The organism is Streptomyces sp. NPDC002851 (genome assembly GCF_053591935.1).
This window is the reverse complement of the sequence record NZ_JBSFUT010000001.1, coordinates 254,172-272,049: the sequence shown is the minus strand read 5'-3', so window position 1 is coordinate 272,049 and position 17,878 is coordinate 254,172. Positions and strand designations below refer to the sequence as shown.

The following is a 17,878-nucleotide window of genomic DNA, read 5'->3' as shown; positions in this document are numbered from 1 at the left end:
GGGCCGGTTACGAAAGATCTTGGAGGCCCCGCACCGGACGGCCACTCGGCAGTCTCCGTTGCCCTCATCCCGACGGACACCCGAGGTGGGTCGAGGCTCAGCTGTATACGCGCTTGGTCACGGCGCTGCCGCCGGTCGCAGCCTCCAGATAGAATTTCTTCAGCGCTTCAATATCAGTCACCAGTTGACTGACCATCCAATCTGTAGCGCCACCCACGACGCGCAGTTTTCCCTTGTTCTGACTTACCAAAGAATGACTGTCGACCCCTTGAAGGAAATCGGAGGCAATCCGAACCAGCCGAGGTTCCAAGACGAGCAGTACGTCGACCTGCTCTCCCTGGGTTGCAATGGGTTCCCCTCCGAGGACGGGCAAAGACTCGACCCCCTCGGCCGGAAAATCCTCACCGGTGAGGAGAACACTCACCATCTGCCAGCACTCGCCAAGATCGCAGAGGGCTCCGGATTCCAACTCCCGCTCGTATGTTTTATTCTTCAAGCTTTTTGAGAACAGCTTCTCCAGATGAGCCGCGCCCTTCACCGCCTCATCGGGAGCTACGCGACGCATGCGCAATGACGTACCCAAATCGGACTCCTGACTCGCTAGGCTCCCGCCGCCTGCGCACGAGTAGCACGTCCGCAGACCGCCGCCCGCCCCGTACTGTCCTCTCTCAAAACTCGCGCTTGAGCGCAATGCCTTCGTCCCAGTCATGCCGGGCGATCTCGGTCTCCTCGTCCATGGCCCCATCGGGTTCTCCGCTCACGGAGACCTCCGGCACCATGATGCTGAGGTAGCCGTCGATATCACCCGCGCCATAGAGTCCGCCAGCCGTCGGCCGTCCGGGCACAGGTCGGGCCCGGCGCGGCATTCCGGGCGGGCGGCAGCGTGGTCGAGCAGCGCCACGTAAGCGTCACGGTTGCGGCCGTTGCCCCACACGGGACTCACCGCGCGCCTCCTTAAGGACGGGACCTATGCGCCGGGCACACGGGTGCCGAGTATGACGAGCCTCCTGCTTCGCCGCCCTGCTGGACCCCTTCGACCTGACCGGCGTCGTGGTGACGGCCGATGCCCTGCACACCCAGCGCCACCATGCCGTCTTCCTCGTCGAGGCGAAGAAGGCGCACTACGCGTTCACCGTGAAACGGAACCAGCCGACGCTCTACGAGCGTCTGCGCACTGCCCTGGGAGCGGGCCACCGTGAAGTTCTACGACCGCGCCCGAGGCCACGGCCGCACGAGACACGGGTCATTCAGGTACTGACAGTCGATGACCTGGACTTCCTGCACGCCGCTCAGGTCGCGAGGGTCACCCCGCATAGCACCAGCCTGAAGACCGGGAAACGAACCCGCGAGACCATCTGCGTGATCACCGATCTCACCAGCCGCCAAGCGTCACCGGAGAAGATCGCCAGACTCGTGAGAGCGCAGTGGGTAAGAGCGCAGTAGGTAATCGAGAACCGGCTGCATTTTATCCTTGTTGTCACTTTTGACGAGGACAGCTCCCCAGTCCGGACCGGGCACGGCCCGGAGAACATGGCCACCCTGCGCAACCTCGCCATCAACCAACTCCGCAAACACGGCCACACCAGCATCACCGCGGGCCTCCGAGAGATGTCCTACGAACCCTTCACCCGCCCCCCCCCAGCTCTACCTCACGACGAGGCTTCGCAGGCTTCCGCCCGCCAGAGCCATCGCCCCGTCATGGACATATCTGCGATCACCAGATGCCGATGAGCAAGGTGATTGCAGCGATCACCCAAAAGGAGCCGCCTATACGAAATAGGATTACCCAGACAGGGCTGGCCGCCTTCCCCTGACTCTTGAAGTAGGCGTAATTAATGAGCCCCCTGAAGTTAGTCAGGAACAGAAGGCCAACTATCAACATGAAGGGGGCGAAGCCCATCCTGACAATGATGTCGTCACTGAATTTCGCTGCAAGGTTCATTCTCACCCGTTCATGAGGTCGTAAATCGCTGGGCGGCCTGCCGCATCCGCAGGGTGCGGCAGGCCGCCCAGCATCAGGGTTCAGGCGTCAGCTGAAAAGGCTGCCAATGGCATCCTTGATCATGCCGCCAGCGCCGGTGAAATTGTATCCGATAGATGCTTCCAGTTCTGCACCGTATTCAACCACTCCGTGAGCCGCCCAAACTTGCTTCCCCTTGGAATTTTCCGCCTTGCTCACCTTCCGATCGCGTCACGGCATGCCCCCTAGAGGCGTATGACGGCCGCTGCCGTCATACTGAATTCCCAGACTGAATTTCCCGCCGTACGAAATATCCAGGTAATTGAGCGCCCACTCATTGTCGGCGAGAGGCCAGCCAGCCGTTGTTCACAGCCTCCGCCGCCATCTTCGCCGCCGTCGCCGTGCCCGTGACCTCTGGGTACTTCACGTACACGTCGTACATGCCGTCCGCCGGGATGTTCAGGTTCCATGTGAGACCTCGGCCGCCTCCGCAGCCCAGATGCCGGGCAGGGTTGTCAGCAAAGAGGCCATCCGGCCCGACGGGAGCACACGGTCAGCCCCTTGCCGAGGCCCCTGCTCAGGTGCCGAGCAGTCCTTCTCCCTCCGTATCGATGTCGAGAACCTTGTCCGCCGGGGGCACCGACGCGCTCACCGGCTCGTCGAATTGGGAGAACGCGACCCTCACCTGGGTGCCTCCGACCATGCCCTCCATGAACCGGATGTACGGTTCGCCCTCGGCGGCCACGTACATCGTCATGTCCTCGTCCCCTTCGGGGCCGCGCAGCGGGATGACCTGCTCACCATCGCGCTCGACAACGGGCTGCTGCTGGACGCCGACACCGCCCCGGGGGGCCTTCTCCAGTGCCTTGTCCAGGTCGCACCGGTCCTTCACTGCGGGGCTGACCGAGGGCACCTTGAGGTATTTGTCCCGGGCCTGCGCAGTGCGCTCGTTGACCTTTGCCGCGGCTTCGGGACCGCGACGGGCGGCCTCCGCGCGCATCTCCGCGAGTGCGGCATCGGTGTAGCGGACGTAGGAGACCCCTTCGCCGGCGATTCTGATGATGTCCCCGCGTTGGCTCCGCCCCAGGTCAAACGTGCCCGTGCAATTGCCATCCCGGTCAGCGTGCACGGAGATTACGGCATTGCCCCGGGGCGTCCGGACGTGAACGACAACCGCATCGAGTCCGCTTCCCGCAGCAGGGCGAATGCCTTCTCCGCCGTCCGCTCCCCGGGCGGTCGCTCATCCATGCTCATGTCGTTTGGCGGGGGCGTGTCCGGGTGTGCCGTCCCCGCGGCGCAGCCCGTCAGTAGCACCAGCATCAGGCAGAGTCCTGCCGTCCGGCGCCTGTGGTCGAGGGGGTTTTTCTGCATGCTCACATCCCTTCTAGCGACTCATGGCCGCCACCACGAAGAGCAGCGTGCCCAGCAGCAGAAAGGCCGCCCCCAGCACCCGTGAGACCGGCCGTGCAGCACGAGGCCCGGATTTCCGAAATGGCCCCTTGGCGAACAGCCTGCCCACGAGGCGCTCGCCGCGCCCTTGGGGATTGAACAGAAGAATCACCCCAAACGAGACGAAATAGAGGACGCCTATGACTGCGAAGATCAGTCCCGGACCGCCCGACCCCTGACTTGCAACGTGCATGGTTCTCCCGCCGAGAGGTGACGGGGCCGCATGGGCGAAGAACTCCACCCATGCAACCCCGTCAGATTTGCTACAGATTGCCTATGGTCGCCTGAAATCCCTTAAACCGAGGGTTAGTTACCCAGGTCGAAGGCCCAGGTCCAGTTGGTACCGACGCTACCGTCAAGGCCGGTCACAGCTGTGATGCCAACCTGACCGTAGCCGACCATATCCCCCTTGTTGTTTCGGGTGATACCCGTGGGGCTGTAATTGTCGTCCACCGCGACAGAAGCCCCATAGGAGCCGAAGATTCCGATGCCCGGACCTGCCGCTACCTCGCCCTCGACACCAGCGCCCGCCAACTGGCTGACGGGGTCGTCCGAATTACTGAAGAAAGCACCGACGGAAGCGGAACCGCCGAAGCCGAATTCCGGTCCAGTCGAAAGGGTTGCGGAGACGTCGTAGCCGCCTTCCACCTTAGTGGACAGAATGCAGCCGGAACCACCCCAGCCGACGTATGTAGCGATGGAGGCGTTCAGGCAGATCCCCTTGGTGTTGTCGTGGTCGGTCTTATTCACCAACCACGAGCCGCCCATCCCGGCGGCCAGATTCGTGCCCACGTCAAGCACCGAGCCCACGAAGTTCTCCCACATCGGAATCTCTTCGGGCGTCTCGGCTGCCTCGGTTTCCTGAGTGGTAACGCTGCCGCAGTCGTAGTTGCAGCGCCCCAGTCTCGGGCCGTCGTTCCACTCCGAGGAGGAGGGAGAGTCACTCTCGAGTATCACCTCCTCCGGAGAACACGAACCTGCCGCAACGAGCAACTCGAAGGTTTCACCCCCGTACGCACCACAGCCGAAGTGGCCATCGATTTCAATGCGACTGACAGGATTTCCGCCGGTGAAGGCGTAGCGGTTGCTGGTGAAGGCGTCCGCGCCGAGTCGCATGTCGGCGAGGGCGCCGTTGTACATATCCCGGGTGGTGAAGCGGTTCAATTCCGGGTTGTAGTCGCGGAAACCCATGTCGTAGGTGCCGCTGTCGACGTCCCAGCGCTTGGCGTTGTAGCGGTAGGGGCTGTAGCTCTCCTTCGTGGGGTCGGCCGGGTCGGGCTTGTCGATACCCGTGAATTCGGATTCGTCCTCGGGCCCATAGGCCGTGTAGCCGTACGTGGCCCTGGTGTTACCGGTCTCGTCGGTAAGGGTTTCGACGTCGGTGTGGCTGTTGTAGCCGTAGTAGCTGTCCTCCGTCGTGCCGTCGGTGTTGTGCTTGATCTGGGAGAGGCGTTCGCCCCACGGGCTGTACTGGTAGGACTTCGTCAGCTCGCCGGCGACTTCCTCGTTCAGCACCTCGCCGCCAAGGCCGAGGTAGTTGAAGTCGGTTGTCTTGCCGTCCGCGGTCTTGGACGCGGTGCGGTCGAGCGGGTCGAAGGTGTACTTCGTCGACTCCATCGCGCCCGTGTCGTCCAGCTTCTGGGACTCGATGACGTGGTCGAAGCCGTCGTAGACCTTCCGGGAGATTACCTTTCCGCCGCTCGTGACCGACTCCTGGCGGCCGAACGGGTCGTAGTTGTAGTTCGCCGTCGCCCCGCCCGACGTCGCTGACAGCAGGCGGTTGCGGTCGTAGTTGTACGTCGTCGACGTGCCCTTGACCGACTGGCTGATGACATTGGCGTTGTCGTCGTGGACGTACGTGTCCGTGCTCGCGCCGTTGCCCGTCTTCACCGACTTCGCCAGGCGGTCGGCCGGGTCGTAGGTGTAGTCCGTGGTCGAGGAGAGATACGCCGTGTGATCGTCGGCGTTCATCTTCTTCGCCACGTCCTGCGCCTTGTTCCCGTTCGGGTCGTAGGCGTAGGTGTGCGAGGCGACGAGGGTTCCGTTGCCCTTCTTCTCGACCGAGGTCTTCAGCCCGCCGTCTCGGTAGTACGTGTAGTCGACCGTGTTGCCGTTGTCCTTCGTCTCCTTCAGCTTCTGGCCACGGTCCGTGTATGTGTACGACGTGGTCTTCGGGTTCGTGTCCGTCGACGACTTGCCGACCGAGACCGTCTTGACCAACTCACGTAGGTCGTACGTGTACTTCGAGTACTGGTCGGGGTGCGTGACCGTCTCCGGCTGGCCGTTCGCGTCGTACGCGTACGACGTGGCCTTCTGCTCCTGGCCGGACAGGGACTCCGTCACCTTCTGGACCTGGTTGAGGCCCGTGTACGTGACCGCGTACGCGTCGACCTCCGCACTCGACGACGTGTCGTCGATGTTCGTGAGGTTGCCGTTCACGTCGTAGCTGTACGTGAAGGTCTTCTGCTCGTTGTCCGTGTCGGACGCGTTGTCACGGACCAGCTTCACGCCGTCCGCCACGACCTTGCCCCCGCTGTTCTCGAACAGCTCCAGCTTGCCGTCGTTGCCCTGAGCGAAGTTGTACGAGCCCAGGGACACCCAGGTGCCCGCCGCGGCCGTCTGGTCGACCGTCTTGTTGACGGTGGCGTTCCCCAGCAGCCCCTTGTAGGTGATGGCGTGCTTCGCCGACGTGGCCGCGCCCGTCACCTCCGGGTACTTCACGTACACCTCGTACGTGCCATCCGCCGGGATGTTCAGCTTCCACGTGAAGCTGTCCGTGCCCGTGCCCGCCGCGTGTGTGGCGTGGTCGTAGCCCTGCTGGCCCTCGATGTCTCCCTTCGTCCACGTGCCCGTAGAGGACGTGTGCTGGGTGTCGGAGTTGTCTGCCAGGACGACGTTCTTGCCGACCGGCACGCCATCGTCGGACTTCGACTTGAGCTTGCCGTCCGGGTAGTAGCCCCACGTCATCGTGCGGTTCGAGGAACTGCCCGCCGAGGTCAGGGTCCGGGCGGTCTGCTGGCCCAGGTCGTTGTAGTCGTAGGTCGTGGTGATGTCCCACGGGTCCTTCGACGACTTCGCCCAGCCGTTGTCGAAGTACGTGTACTCCGACTTGTTACGGACGGTCTGGCCCTCCGACGGTGGCAGCGACGTCGCCGCCACCCGGCCCACCGCGTCGTAGGCCGTCTCGGTGTAGACGTTCGGGTCGTTGTAGCGGGCGTCCGCCGGGTCGTACGGCTGGTATTGCCTGACCGGGCGGTTGAGCGCGTCGTACTTCGTGCGTGCCGTGAACGCCTCCGTCGAACCGGCCGCCACCGCCCTCGGCGTGAGCACCTTCGTGGTGTTGCCGACCTCGTCGTACTCGAACTTCGTCGTCCGGTACTCGATCGACGTCGTGCCCTTGTGCGGGACCTTGACCTGGGTCTTCTTGCCGCGCTCGTCGTAGGTGACGGTTGTCGTGTTGTTTTCCGCGTCCGTCGTCGAGACGACCAGCGAGTCCTTGTCGTAGGACCGCTTGGTGGTGTTTCCGGCCGCGTCCGTGACCGTCGTGACCCGGTGGTTCAGGTCGTACGCCGTCTTGGACGTGTAGTCGGCCGTGTCCGCCGTCGCGTTCTTCTTCGGGTCGACGACCTTCGTGACGTTGCCGACGTCGTCGTACGTGTAACTGACCTTGTCGCCGTCCGCGTTCACCACCGACGTGAGCTGGTAGATCGTGTTGTAGTTGTTCGTCGTGGTGTAGTCGGTCGCGTCCGACGTTGTCAGCGTGCCCTTGGGCTCCGTCGTCGTCTTGAGGTTGCCGACCTTGTCGTACGTGTAGGCCGTCCTCCGCTCGTCCGACGTCGACGTGTCCTTCGGGGCCGTGGCCGACTTCACCTGGTCCGCCGCGTCGTACACCGCCGTCGACACCGCACCGTTCGGCGCGGTCGCCTTCGTGACGTTGTCGTTCGCGTCGTACACCGGCGCCGGCGTCGTGATGAAGACGCCGTCCTTCTGTTCCTTCGGCACCGTGGAGACCAGCGGACGGCCGAACGTGTCGTACGTCTGCGTGGTCTCGCTGCCCAACGCGTCCGTCACCGAGGTGACCTGGCCGCGCTCGTCGTAGACGAACGACGTCGTTTTCTGCAGCGCGTCGGTGATCTTCGCCGGGTAGCCGGTCGGGCCGAATTCGCTGTTCTTCGTCGCGTTGCCGTTGGCGTCCGTCGCCGTGGTCATCTGCCCGTAGCCGTTGTACTCGTACGCCGTCGTGTAGTCGCCCGCCGTGGCCGTCGCGACGCCCTTCGGGTCCGTGACCGTCTTCAGGTTGCCGAACGTGTCATAGCCGAACTGCCACTTCCGGCCCTCCGGAGAGGTCTTCGTGACCAGGTCGGCCGCGTAGCCGTCGGCCCGGGTCTGGTAGGCGTACTGCGCCGAGTTCGCCGGGTACGTGCCCGGGGCGCAGTCCGTGGACGGCGGAACGCCGGTCTTGTTGTTCTCCGCGTCGCGCTGCCAGAGCGGGTAGCCCGTCTTCTGGTCGTAGCAGTACGCGGTCTTGGCGCCGTTGGCCTCCTCGAGGTACGTGACGTTGTTGTCCGCGTCCCAGGCCATCTTCGTGGTCTCGGACTTGGCGTTGGTGGTCTGCACCGGGCGGCCGAAGTCGTCCGTCACGTAATCCGTGGCGTTCGACTCGGCGTCCGTGACCTTGGTGTCGGTGAACTTCGGGGTCGTGGCGTTGGCCGCGTACGCGAAGCCGGTGGCGCCGTTCAGGCGGTCGGTGATCGTCTTCGTCCACCAGTGGTACTTCGGGTCGTCACCGGCCTGCGGCGCGTAGTACGCCATCGACGTGCCGTTGCCGCGCGGGTCGGTCGCCTTGACCAGCTTGACGTTCTTGTTGCCCTGCGTGGCGTCGTAGGTGAAGTTGAAGACCTTGGGCTGTGTCGAGCCCTCGCCGTCGACGATGCGGCCGAGGAGGCCCTTCTCCGTGTAGTAGAACTCGACCTTCCGGCCCGAGATGTCCGTCATGGACTTCACGTGGTCGTAGATCTTGGAGTTGGTCAGATTGGTGCCGCTGACCTTCGCCCCGGTCTCGTCGATGTACTCGTAGGACGCGTCGCCCTTCTCGTAGTAGTCGACGGTGAGCGACTGACGGCTCGCCGGGTCGGTGATGTACTTGAGGAACTTGGTCGGCTTGTTGTTGGACCGGCGCTCCTCGTACGTGAACGACTGTGTGTTGCCGTTCTTGTCGACCGTCGACGTCATGTAGCCGTCACAGCCGAACAGGAACCGCGTGCCGTCCGGACGCGTCAGCGTCCAGGCGTCCGGCACCGGGTCACTGGACGGCTTGCACTCCGCGCCCGGCTTGGCCGCCAGCTTGAAGTGGACGCCCGCCGGGGCCTTCCACACGCTGTTGGTGCTGTCCCAGCGGAAGACGTGCGTGGTGCCGTCGCCGTCCGGGAGCCGGACCTCGGTCGGGTTCGGCTTCGGGTGGAACTCCAGCGGAGCACCGAGCCGGATGGGGCCCGCGAGCTGGAACGACCAGCCGTGACCGGCGACCGTGTCGCTCGTGTCGAGCGAGTTGTACGCGAAGCGCGCGAAGGTGTTCAGGCCCCGGCCCGGGTTCGTGAACGCGTTGTACGTCCAGACGCTGTTGCCCGCGGCCAGGTTGTTCATCACCGTCGACCCGGCGCCCGTGTTCTTACCCGTGTACGAGTAGAACTTCTCCAGGCCGAGCTGGTTGGAGGTCGGATCCTCGACCGCCGTGTGCTGCTTCAGCGGCGGGATGCCCCCGGTCCCGGCCGACAGCCAGGTGCCGTCGGCGACCGTGCGGACGTCCCACCCCAGTACGTACTCCGTGCGTTTGTTGCCGGAGTCCGAGTTGATCGGCGTCTTCACCTGGGCTTGGATCGTCGCCGAATCGCCCGGCAAGAGCGCCGGGATGGCCGTCGCCAGCTGGTTGCCGCCGGTCGTGACGTCCGTGCCGTCGGGGAGCTTCCAGGTGTACGAGAGCTCCCGCTCGCCGTCCGCCCACGCGGCGTCGGTGGTGTTGGTGACCGTGAAGTCCACCGTGTAGGCCGTGTTCGGGGTCATACGCGACGGCGTCTTCGGCGCGTAGTACGTCGACCGGGTCGTGGAATCGGTGTACGTGACCACGATCTTCGGGCGGAGCCGCTGCTCGTCCCCCTCGGACGACAGGAACAGCGTGCGCTCCTGCGTGGTGGCCTCGTCGGCCATCTTGATGGCCACGCCCTTCTGGGAGGACGGCGTGGTCACCCAGGACTGCGCGAGCGAGGTGACGTTCCAGTCGTGTCGGGCCGGGTCGTTGGTCATCTCCCCGGTGTCGGCCACGACAGCGTCGACGTCACCGCCCGGGCTGGTCCAGCTGGTGGTCTCGTTCGCCTTCTCCCAGGTGGCGGTGGTCTCGTCGAAGTCGCGGGTCAGCGGCCGGAGTTCGTAGCGTGCCCCGGCCGCCGACTTGACGCTCTGCGTGCCCCACAGCCGTACCGTCGCATCCACCACCCGGGCCGAGCCGGGGATGCCGAGCTCCGGGAACTTCAGCAGGGTGCGCATGTCGCCGTACGTCGACGAGTTGTTTCCGGCCACGACCCAGTTCTTCGGGCCGCCGTCGTCAATCGTGTCGAGCGGCGTCGTGGGCTGCCCCGAGGACAGTGTCGTGTCCTGCGAAGCCGTCAGTACCTTCGTGGTCCGGCCGGCCTTCGGCAGCCGCACCAGCTGCGTCGGCGCACTGATGACCTGCCCGTCCTTCGTCTTGACGGCGACCATGTAGTAGTACGCCCGCCCGAAGGGGTCCTCATCGTCCACCGCGGTCGGCGTCGCCGTGGTGTCGCTGAACGCCCTCGTCGTGGGCTCGACGGGCGCGACGAGAGTGGCGGCGGAGGGGGTGAACGTCTGGAAGACGCTGCGGTGGACCTGGTACTCGACGATGTCATCGTCCGTGGCGGCCGGGTCCTGGTCCTGGTAGGCGGACCACGTCAGCTCCGCGCCCGTGTCGTGGATCGTCGTAGGGGGATCCAGGTTCACACCCTGACGGCCGAAGGTCAGCACCAGCTTCGGGTAGTTGACCGTCTCGCCGCTGTAGCCGAACTCACTGCCCTCGTATCGCGGACCGCCCTTGGGGCCGTCGGTGCTCTCGTCGCCGGCCTTGACGACGAACCCGTGGTTGTCGTATGTGCCGTCGATCCAGGACTGGACGGTCTTCGTCACCGGGAACGAGTGCCAGGTATTCAGCTGGCCCGGCTCCTTGGTGACCACGCCGCCCTTGGTGAACCGGACCGCGTCCGCGATCACCGCGGTGGTGGAAGACGCCGGGTCGTCGCCGAGCACGACCTTGCCGAGGGTGCCCGCCTTGAACGGGTGCGTGCCCAGCTTCTTCCACTCGCCGCCGTCGCCCGCGCTCTGATCGACGGCGTACGTCTTGCTGCCGCCGTCGTAGGTGACGGTGTACGGGGCGTTGGTCGCCCGGTCGAACTCGGGGACGTAGTGCGCCTCGACCTGGTAGTCGCCGTCCTCCGGGAGGCTCGGCTGCCAGGTGTAGGTGTCGCCGGAGGCCGAGTCCTTGTTGTAGCGGTAGTCCTGCCCGACCGCGTACTGCGTCAGCGACGAGCCCGAGGTCGGCCAGGTGCCCTGGGCGGCCGTGGTGCCCAAGTCGCCGTCGTCGACGGTGACCGCCGTGCCGGACAGCTCGCCCGTGATCCCGCTCGCGCTCTGCCAGGTGGCGTTGATCTCGTCCCAGGCTTCGGTGGCCCGGTGCGCCTCAAGGCGCACCTCGTTGTCGTTCGTGGTGTGGGTCTGGTCGTAGTACAGCTTGAGGTCGGCCGAGTCCACCTGCGTTCCCGCGGGGATGCTGCTCAGCGGGAACCTCAGAAGCGAACGGGCGGCACCGGTGCTGGTGTTGCCGACCGACAGCCGCCAGTTGGCGTCGTAGTTCGACGTCGGCCCGTCCGAGGAGATCATCACGTCCTGGGCGGTCTCCGGCGTCGGCGCGATCGCGAGCGTCGGATCGACCTTGACCGGGTACTGCCGCTCCTTGGCGGCCAGCCACTTCGCGTCCGGGGTGACGGTGAGCTGCCAGCCCTTGCCCTTACCCGCCTTGGTGAGCTTCTGCTCGACGTCGGTGCTGTAGCCGGTGCCGTACGGCGACTCCGCGTCCTTCTTCGCGTCCGTCATGACCGGCGCCGGGATGACGAGGACCGGGTCCGCGCCCTCGCCGTAGAAGGCGACCGAACCGTTCTTACGGGCCTTTGGCGTGAGCCCGTCCGTTCCCAGCGTGAAGGTGAACGACACCGGTCCGTCGGGGCGTTCGGCCAGGACGATGTTCTCCTTCACCCGGCCCGGACCCACCTGGTACGACAGGTCCGCGCCCGCCACCGCGTCCTTGTAGGTGACGGTGTCGCCCTTGGCCACGGGGGTGAGGCGGGCCGCGCTGCCCTTCTCGTTGGCCAGGCCGATGGTCACCTCGTGGCCGTCGGCGGCCTCGTACCGCAGCAGCCTGCGCGCGTCCGAACCGAACCAGCTGCGGGCCACGTTGGTGGTGTTGGCGAAGTCGAAGCCCTTGGCGTCGGACTTGCCCTTGGCGTCGGACTTGCCCTTGGGGTTGGACTTCCCCTTGCCTTTCGTGTCCTTCGCGGGGCGGACGGTCGCGTCGATCCGCTTCCAGGACTTCGACTCCGGGTCGCGGTAGGAGGTCGGCACCGCCGACAGCTCTGCCTCGACCCGGCCGTCGGAGAGCTGCCAGTAACGAGCATGGGAGGTGCGACGCTTGGTCAGTTCCTTGACGCGCTTGGCCTTCGGCGCCTTCTTACCCTTGGGGAGTTTCTGTCGGTCGGCTATGCCGTGCTCTCCGTAGGAGGGAGGCTCCTTCACCTCCTTCTTCTTCTCGTCGCCGTCGGAGAACCAGTCGGATAGCCCTTCCGTGAAGCTCTTGCCGTATTCACCGGAAGTCGGTGCGGCGTAGGCTATTTGCGGTAGCAGTGTGCTCGCCACTGCCGATACCGCCAAGCAGGAGATGAATCTCCCGTAGCGAACTTTCACATCGTTGCCTTTCGGGCACGCGGAACGAACCGGCGCGGAGGTTTCCGCCCGGCTTGGGGTGTTCCATCGCAGCGCACAAGCCTGGAAAAAGGCCCGCGCGCGACGGCGGGTTTCTAGTGAGCTCGCTGACGCGCCGTCAAGCACAGGGACATGGTGGGCAAAACGCCACCGAAATCAGGGGTTGTACGCCCCCTTTGTCCGGTCGCTCGCATGGCCAGGTATGCGTGGTGTATAACCGCCCGGTTCCACAGCTGCCGCCTATTGAAAGCCGGTTTACCGTCATGCCATCAGAGGGGTCCGAGAAGGCCGAGTCGGACGAGAAGGGCGAGATGAACGCGAAGCCTGAAAAGGTCGTGGAATCCGCGGAGTCCGCCGAGTCCGCCGAGTCCACAGAATCCGAGGAATCCGCAGGGGGCACGAACGGCTCCGACACCGCGAAGCGACGCTCCGACGGCAGCCGGGCCACCCTTGCGATCGCGGCTGCCCTGCTGCTGCTCTGTGGCGGCTTCGTCGCCTACGGGGTGTTCAGCACCGAGGACAAGCCGAAGGCCGAGCCCGTGCCGACCGCCGAAGTGGCATATGAGGTCACCGGCGACGGCCCGGCCGACATCTCATACCTGGCTGGGAACGAGTCGGGCAAGGCGACGGTGGTCAAGGGCGCCGACCTGCCCTGGCGGAAGACCGTCGAGGTGCCGCTCGGCAAGGCGCCGATCGTGTCGATCGTGCTCGGCGAGCAGGGCGGCAAGGCCTCCTGCACGCTCGCGATCCGCGGCAAGCACGTACAACTCGCCACGGCGAGCGGCGAGTTCGGCCGCGCCACGTGCTCGGGCGGCGAGCTGCCCACCGAGGCGAAGTGACCGACGCGGACGCGCCCGCCCTCCCCCGGGCGCACGGCGGCACGAATCGGTAACGGCCCGGCACAAGGCGGTTCCACCGCTCCGCGGGCGGGTTACGGTGCGCCGAATCGGCGCCGACCACGGCGCTTCGGGGAGAAGGGGTCTGCCCATGCAGCCAGCGCGTCGCATGCCTCGTACCGGCCGAATACCGCACCCGGTGAGCCGACTCGGCCGGGTCGCCGCCACCCTGGCCGTGCTCGCCCTCGCCGCCACCGCCTGCGGCGAGACCAGTTCCAGTGAGTCCGGCGGCAAGGACGGCGAGGCCGACAAGGGCATGGCCATCGCCTTCGACATCGGGGGCAAGGGCGACCAGTCCTTCAACGACGCCGCGTACGCGGGCCTGGAGAAGGCCCGGGCGGAGTTCGGCTACAAGGGCGAGGCCGTCGAGCCCAAGGACGGCGAGTCCGACGCCGACAAGGTGCAGCGGCTCAAGCAGCTGGCCAAGCAGGGCTACGACCCGGTCGTCGGCATCGGCTTCATCTACGCCAACGCCGTCAAGGAGGCGTCCGCGGCGTACCCGGAGACGACATTCGGGATCGTCGACGACGCGACGGTCAAGGCGGAGAACGTCGCCGACCTCGTCTTCCACGAGGAGCAGGCGTCCTACCTCGCCGGTGTCGCCGCCGCCAAGGCCACCGAGTCGAAGACCGTCGGCTTCGTCGGCGGCGTGGACATACCGCTGATCCACAAGTTCGAGGCCGGGTTCACGCAGGGCGTCAAGGACACCGACCCGAAGACCAAGGTCCTCTCGCAGTACCTCACCGAGACGGCCGAGGAGGGCGGCTTCTCCAGCCCGGACAAGGGCAAGGCCGCGGCCGAGGCGCAGCTCGAGAAGGGCGCCGACGTCGTCTATCAGGCCGCCGGACTCTCCGGTCAGGGCGTGATCGAGGCCGCCGCCAAGGCCAAGAAGTGGGCCATCGGCGTCGACTCCGACCAGTACAAGCACAAGGCGCTCGCCAAGTACAAGGAGCACATCCTGACCTCCGCGACGAAGGACGTCGGCGGCGCCGTCTACGCCCTGGCCAAGTCGGTCGAGGACGGCAAGCCGCTCAGCGGGGTGCAACGGTTCTCGCTGGAGGAGGGCGGCGTCGCCGTGACCGACTCCAACCCGGCGTACGGGAAGATCGACGGGCTCGTGGAGGCCGTCGAGAAGGCCCGGCAGGCGATCATTGACGGGAAGACCACGGTCGCGACGAAGCCCTGAGGTCTCGGGGCCATTAGCCCCCGGGCCCGTTCGTGTCCGCCGCCCGCCCCGGAAGGCGGGCGGCGGAACGTCCGGCCGTCAAGCCCTCAGGCCCTGAGGCCCTGAGGCCCTGAGGCCCTACTGGACCTGGATGTTGACCACGGCACGGTCCTCGGTGTGCCGCGCGTCGCCCGCGTAACGGACGGCGTATCCCACCCAGTCCGCGGTGTCCGCGCGGTCGGTGAACTCGAAGGTGCCGTCGGCCGCGACGGAGTAGCTGCCCAGCGGCAGGCCCTCCTCCGGGTGCGCGCTGTCGTAACGGGTCACCTCGACCTCGGTACCGTCCCCGAACGGCACGGACGCGCTCAACGTCCCGGAGACGGTGACCTTCTTGCCCTGCGGCACGGACTCGGGAGCCCGCAGCGTGAGCGTGGACTCGACCCGCTGGTCCAGGACGCGCAGCGTCAGCGTCGACAGGTCACCGGTCTCGGTGAGGGCGAAGAGCCGGCTGCCGTCCGGCGCCCAGGCGAGGCCCGCGGACCGCAGCGTGGTGCTGTTGGTGGACGTGGACGGGAAGTCGTAGGTCTTGAGCTGCGTGTCGCTGCCCGGCTCGAAGAAGTAGACGTCCGGGTCGTACGGGGCGTTGAGCCCGGCCGCCAGCGTGCTGCCGTCGGGCGTGATGGCCACGGCGTTCGGATAGGCACCGGTGCTGTACCGGGTGCTCGGCGACAGGTCCGAGGTCAGGTAGGACTGGTGGTAGTAGGGGGCTCCGGTGGCCACCACCAGGTCCTTGCCGTCCGGGGTGAGGGCGAGGTCCCCCAGGTTGCCGCCCGAGGGCGAGGTGTACGCCTTCTGGTACGCGCTGCCCGAACTCACGTCGTACACCGCGAGTTGCGTCGGGCTCGACCCCACCTCGCCCGCCACGAGCATGCCCGGGGCTCCCGAGGAGGAGGCGAGCATCGGCGCGGAGTACCAGAGGCGCCCCACCCGGTTGAGGGCGACCGAGGGGTTGGGGCTCGCGATGTCGAGCGAGCCGATGTTGCCCCGGGTGTCCCCTCCGTAGCCGAACCAGAGCTGCCCACCGGCGAGCGCCGGGTAGCGCGGCTCCGTCCCGGCTCCGGTGGGGTAACGGGTCGTCTCCCGCAGCGTCTCGGTGTCGATCGCGGCGATCGCGTCGGCGGTGCGCAGCGCGACGTAGAGGGTCTCGGAGTCCGCGGAGAGGGCGAGACCGGAGGCGCCGGGCTCGCCCTCGATCTGCTTGACGACCTGTCCGTCGTATCCGGTCACGACGACGCTGCCGCTGACCGGGTCGCTGATGAAGACGTGCTGGTGGACGCCGTCCACGACGACGTCCTCGTGCGAGGCGATGGGGAGTTGGGTGGTGCTGTCGGCCGCGGCGGCGGTGGCTCCGAGGCCGGGCAGCGAGAGTAGGAGGGAGAGACCGAGGGCGGCCGAGACCGCCGCCCTTCCGGCGAACTTGCGTATGCGCAACGCGGGTTCCTTCCAACCATGAAGACTCCGCCGGTGCGTCCGGCGGAGGTTCCGCACCTTAAGGCACGTGTATGACAACGCAGTTGTGTCCGGGGTGGGCATAAATAGGGGGATTGTCCGTCGGGTTGACGGCGATGCGACGGCATGTCTAGGACTGTCCTGGTCAGGGCGGGGTTGCCTGCCCTGCGGGGCAAGTCCTGCCCAGGTGGCACAGTCGAGGGAGAACATCAGCCGTGGGACGGCGCGCAGCTCGCGAGCACCGGTCAGCCCGGTCAGCCCGGTCCGGAGGATCCGGAGGGCCCGGGAGATCTGGACGATCTGGAGGGCACGGCGGCAGGCGGCGCACCCGGGTCCGAAGACGTGCCACGCGGCGTGTTCCGGCGCGCGCGGTCACGGTCGGCATAGTCCTCGGCCTCGCCGGGATCGGCGGGGGCGTGGCCGTTGCCTTCTGGCAGGACACACGCGACCGGTCGGTGGCCGACCACGCCCTGGACGCCGCGGACGAGCTGCAACCGGCCTCGGCCGGTCCCGGCCCCGGCCCCGGTGACGCGTCGCCGAGCAGCAGCGCGTCCCCCTCGCCCAGCGCGTCGACCTCCCCCTCTGCCGCTCCTTCCCCCAGCGCCTCCGCCTCGCCGTCCCCGCCGCAGAGCCGCGACGAGAGCATCGCCATCCCGGCCACCGGCCCCGGTACGTTCCGGACGGCCGAGGCGGGGACGGCGGCCGTGGGCGCGGGGCAGCGCGTGTGGCGCTACCAGGTGCAGGTCGAGGACGGCATCGACATCACGACGAGCCGCGCGGCGGGCCAGGTCGAGGCGGTACTCGCCGACAACCGGGGCTGGACCCGCACCGGCGAGTACGCGTTCCGCCGCGTGAGCGCGGGCTCGGACTCGGGCTCGGGCTCGGGCTCGGGCTCGTACGACTTCGTGGTGAAGATCGCGACCCCGGGCACCGTAGACGCGATTTGCGGCGCGGCGGGCCTGCGGACCAGGGGCGAGGTGAACTGCCGGGTCGGGCAGAACGTCGTCGTGAACCTGAAGCGCTGGGTCCTCGGATCGCCCCAGTTCGACGGGCCGATCGCCGAATACCGGGCGCTGATCATCAACCACGAGGTCGGCCATCGCCTCGGCCACGGCCACGAGGGCTGCCCGGGCCCGGGCGAGCCCGCCCCGGCGATGATGCAGCAGATCAAGGGCCTGAACGGCTGCGTCGCCAACGCCTGGCCCTACGACCGCGACGGCCGCTATCTCAGCGGCCCTTCGGTTCCCTGACTTCGTTACACGCGCCGGGTGTGCTGGTCCAGGAGAGCACGCAGCCGGTCGACGTCGCCGGGCTCCCGCACGCCCCGCTTGGGCATGACGTCGAGCCACAGCATGTCGGGGTCTCGGCTGAGCAGGACGAAGTGGCCTGCCGTCTCCCGGTAGCCCTGGAAGACGGACCACTTCTGGAACAACGTGCCGTGGTCGCTGCTGCACGTGATCCCGGTCGGGGACACAGTGGCGCGGTACTCGCCCTGCCATCCGATGATCCGCTGGATGTGGGCGGCCTGGAGCCGCGGATACCCGCCGAACGTGACGATGAGGATCACGAACAGAACGGTCGAGGTCACCTCGATCCCCCCGTAGTTCACGTTGGTGAACACCCAGTACGCCGCCCACAAGCCGAGGAACCCGAAGCGCAGCAGCAGTCCCACCACCTTGATCCGCTCGCGGACCCGGATGCCGACCAGCGTGTCGGCGGGCTGCGGCCGGTACGTCAGCCGGACCGCAGTCCGCTCGTCCACATCCAGATCCAGATCCACGTGCACGTCCGCGTGCCCGTCTGCGTGCCCGGCCACGACATCGTCATCCGTTTCCGCGCTGCCGTTCTCGGCCATGACCC

General features: G+C 66.7%; 11 protein-coding genes. 4 read left to right on the top strand and 7 right to left on the bottom strand.

Features of this window, described 5'->3' with window-relative positions:
- Positions 1-97: 97 nt before the first annotated feature.
- A complete protein-coding gene (locus ACWD10_RS01275) occupies positions 98-565 on the bottom strand; it encodes a DUF1877 family protein (RefSeq protein WP_451085648.1) in 468 nt (155 codons plus the stop codon).
- A gap of 488 nt (positions 566-1,053) precedes the next feature.
- Between ACWD10_RS01275 and ACWD10_RS01270 the strand changes: the two genes are divergently transcribed.
- Positions 1,054-1,443, top strand: a complete 390-nt coding sequence (locus ACWD10_RS01270) for a hypothetical protein (protein WP_451085647.1) — start codon at positions 1,054-1,056, stop codon at positions 1,441-1,443.
- Between the two features lie 586 nt (positions 1,444-2,029).
- On the opposite strand, the gene ACWD10_RS01265 is transcribed toward ACWD10_RS01270, so the two are convergent.
- From ACWD10_RS01265 to ACWD10_RS01250, 4 genes are all read right to left on the bottom strand, one after another.
- A complete protein-coding gene (locus tag ACWD10_RS01265) occupies positions 2,030-2,179 on the bottom strand; it encodes a hypothetical protein (protein WP_451085645.1) in 150 nt (49 codons plus the stop codon).
- 358 nt (positions 2,180-2,537) lie between these two features.
- A complete protein-coding gene (locus tag ACWD10_RS01260; protein WP_451085643.1) occupies positions 2,538-3,089 on the bottom strand; it encodes a hypothetical protein in 552 nt (183 codons plus the stop codon).
- Positions 3,090-3,344: 255 nt separating this feature from the next.
- Positions 3,345-3,650 (bottom strand): hypothetical protein, encoded by a 306-nt coding sequence (locus ACWD10_RS01255; protein ID WP_451085641.1) that lies wholly within the window; start codon positions 3,648-3,650, stop codon positions 3,345-3,347.
- Positions 3,651-3,715: 65 nt separating this feature from the next.
- Positions 3,716-11,353, bottom strand: a complete 7,638-nt coding sequence (locus ACWD10_RS01250) for a golvesin C-terminal-like domain-containing protein (protein WP_451085891.1) — start codon at positions 11,351-11,353, stop codon at positions 3,716-3,718.
- A 1,358-nt stretch (positions 11,354-12,711) separates the two neighbouring features.
- Between ACWD10_RS01250 and ACWD10_RS01245 the strand changes: the two genes are divergently transcribed.
- Positions 12,712-13,287 carry an MmpS family transport accessory protein gene (locus tag ACWD10_RS01245; protein ID WP_451085639.1) on the top strand — a complete coding sequence of 192 codons (576 nt, stop codon included), beginning with the start codon at positions 12,712-12,714 and terminating at the stop codon, positions 13,285-13,287.
- 148 nt (positions 13,288-13,435) lie between these two features.
- Positions 13,436-14,530, top strand: coding sequence for a BMP family lipoprotein (locus ACWD10_RS01240; protein ID WP_451085637.1), 1,095 nt, complete (start codon positions 13,436-13,438; stop codon positions 14,528-14,530).
- Positions 14,531-14,647: 117 nt separating this feature from the next.
- On the opposite strand, the gene ACWD10_RS01235 is transcribed toward ACWD10_RS01240, so the two are convergent.
- Entirely contained in the window at positions 14,648-16,000 is a 1,353-nt protein-coding gene (locus tag ACWD10_RS01235) for a hypothetical protein (protein WP_451085635.1), read from the bottom strand.
- A gap of 434 nt (positions 16,001-16,434) precedes the next feature.
- On the opposite strand from ACWD10_RS01235, the gene ACWD10_RS01230 reads away from it, so the two are divergent.
- A complete protein-coding gene (locus ACWD10_RS01230; protein WP_451085633.1) occupies positions 16,435-17,268 on the top strand; it encodes a DUF3152 domain-containing protein in 834 nt (277 codons plus the stop codon).
- A 5-nt stretch (positions 17,269-17,273) separates the two neighbouring features.
- Here the strand turns inward: ACWD10_RS01230 and ACWD10_RS01225 are convergent, their stop codons facing one another.
- Entirely contained in the window at positions 17,274-17,873 is a 600-nt protein-coding gene (locus tag ACWD10_RS01225; protein WP_451085631.1) for a YcxB family protein, read from the bottom strand.
- Positions 17,874-17,878 lie beyond the last annotated feature (5 nt).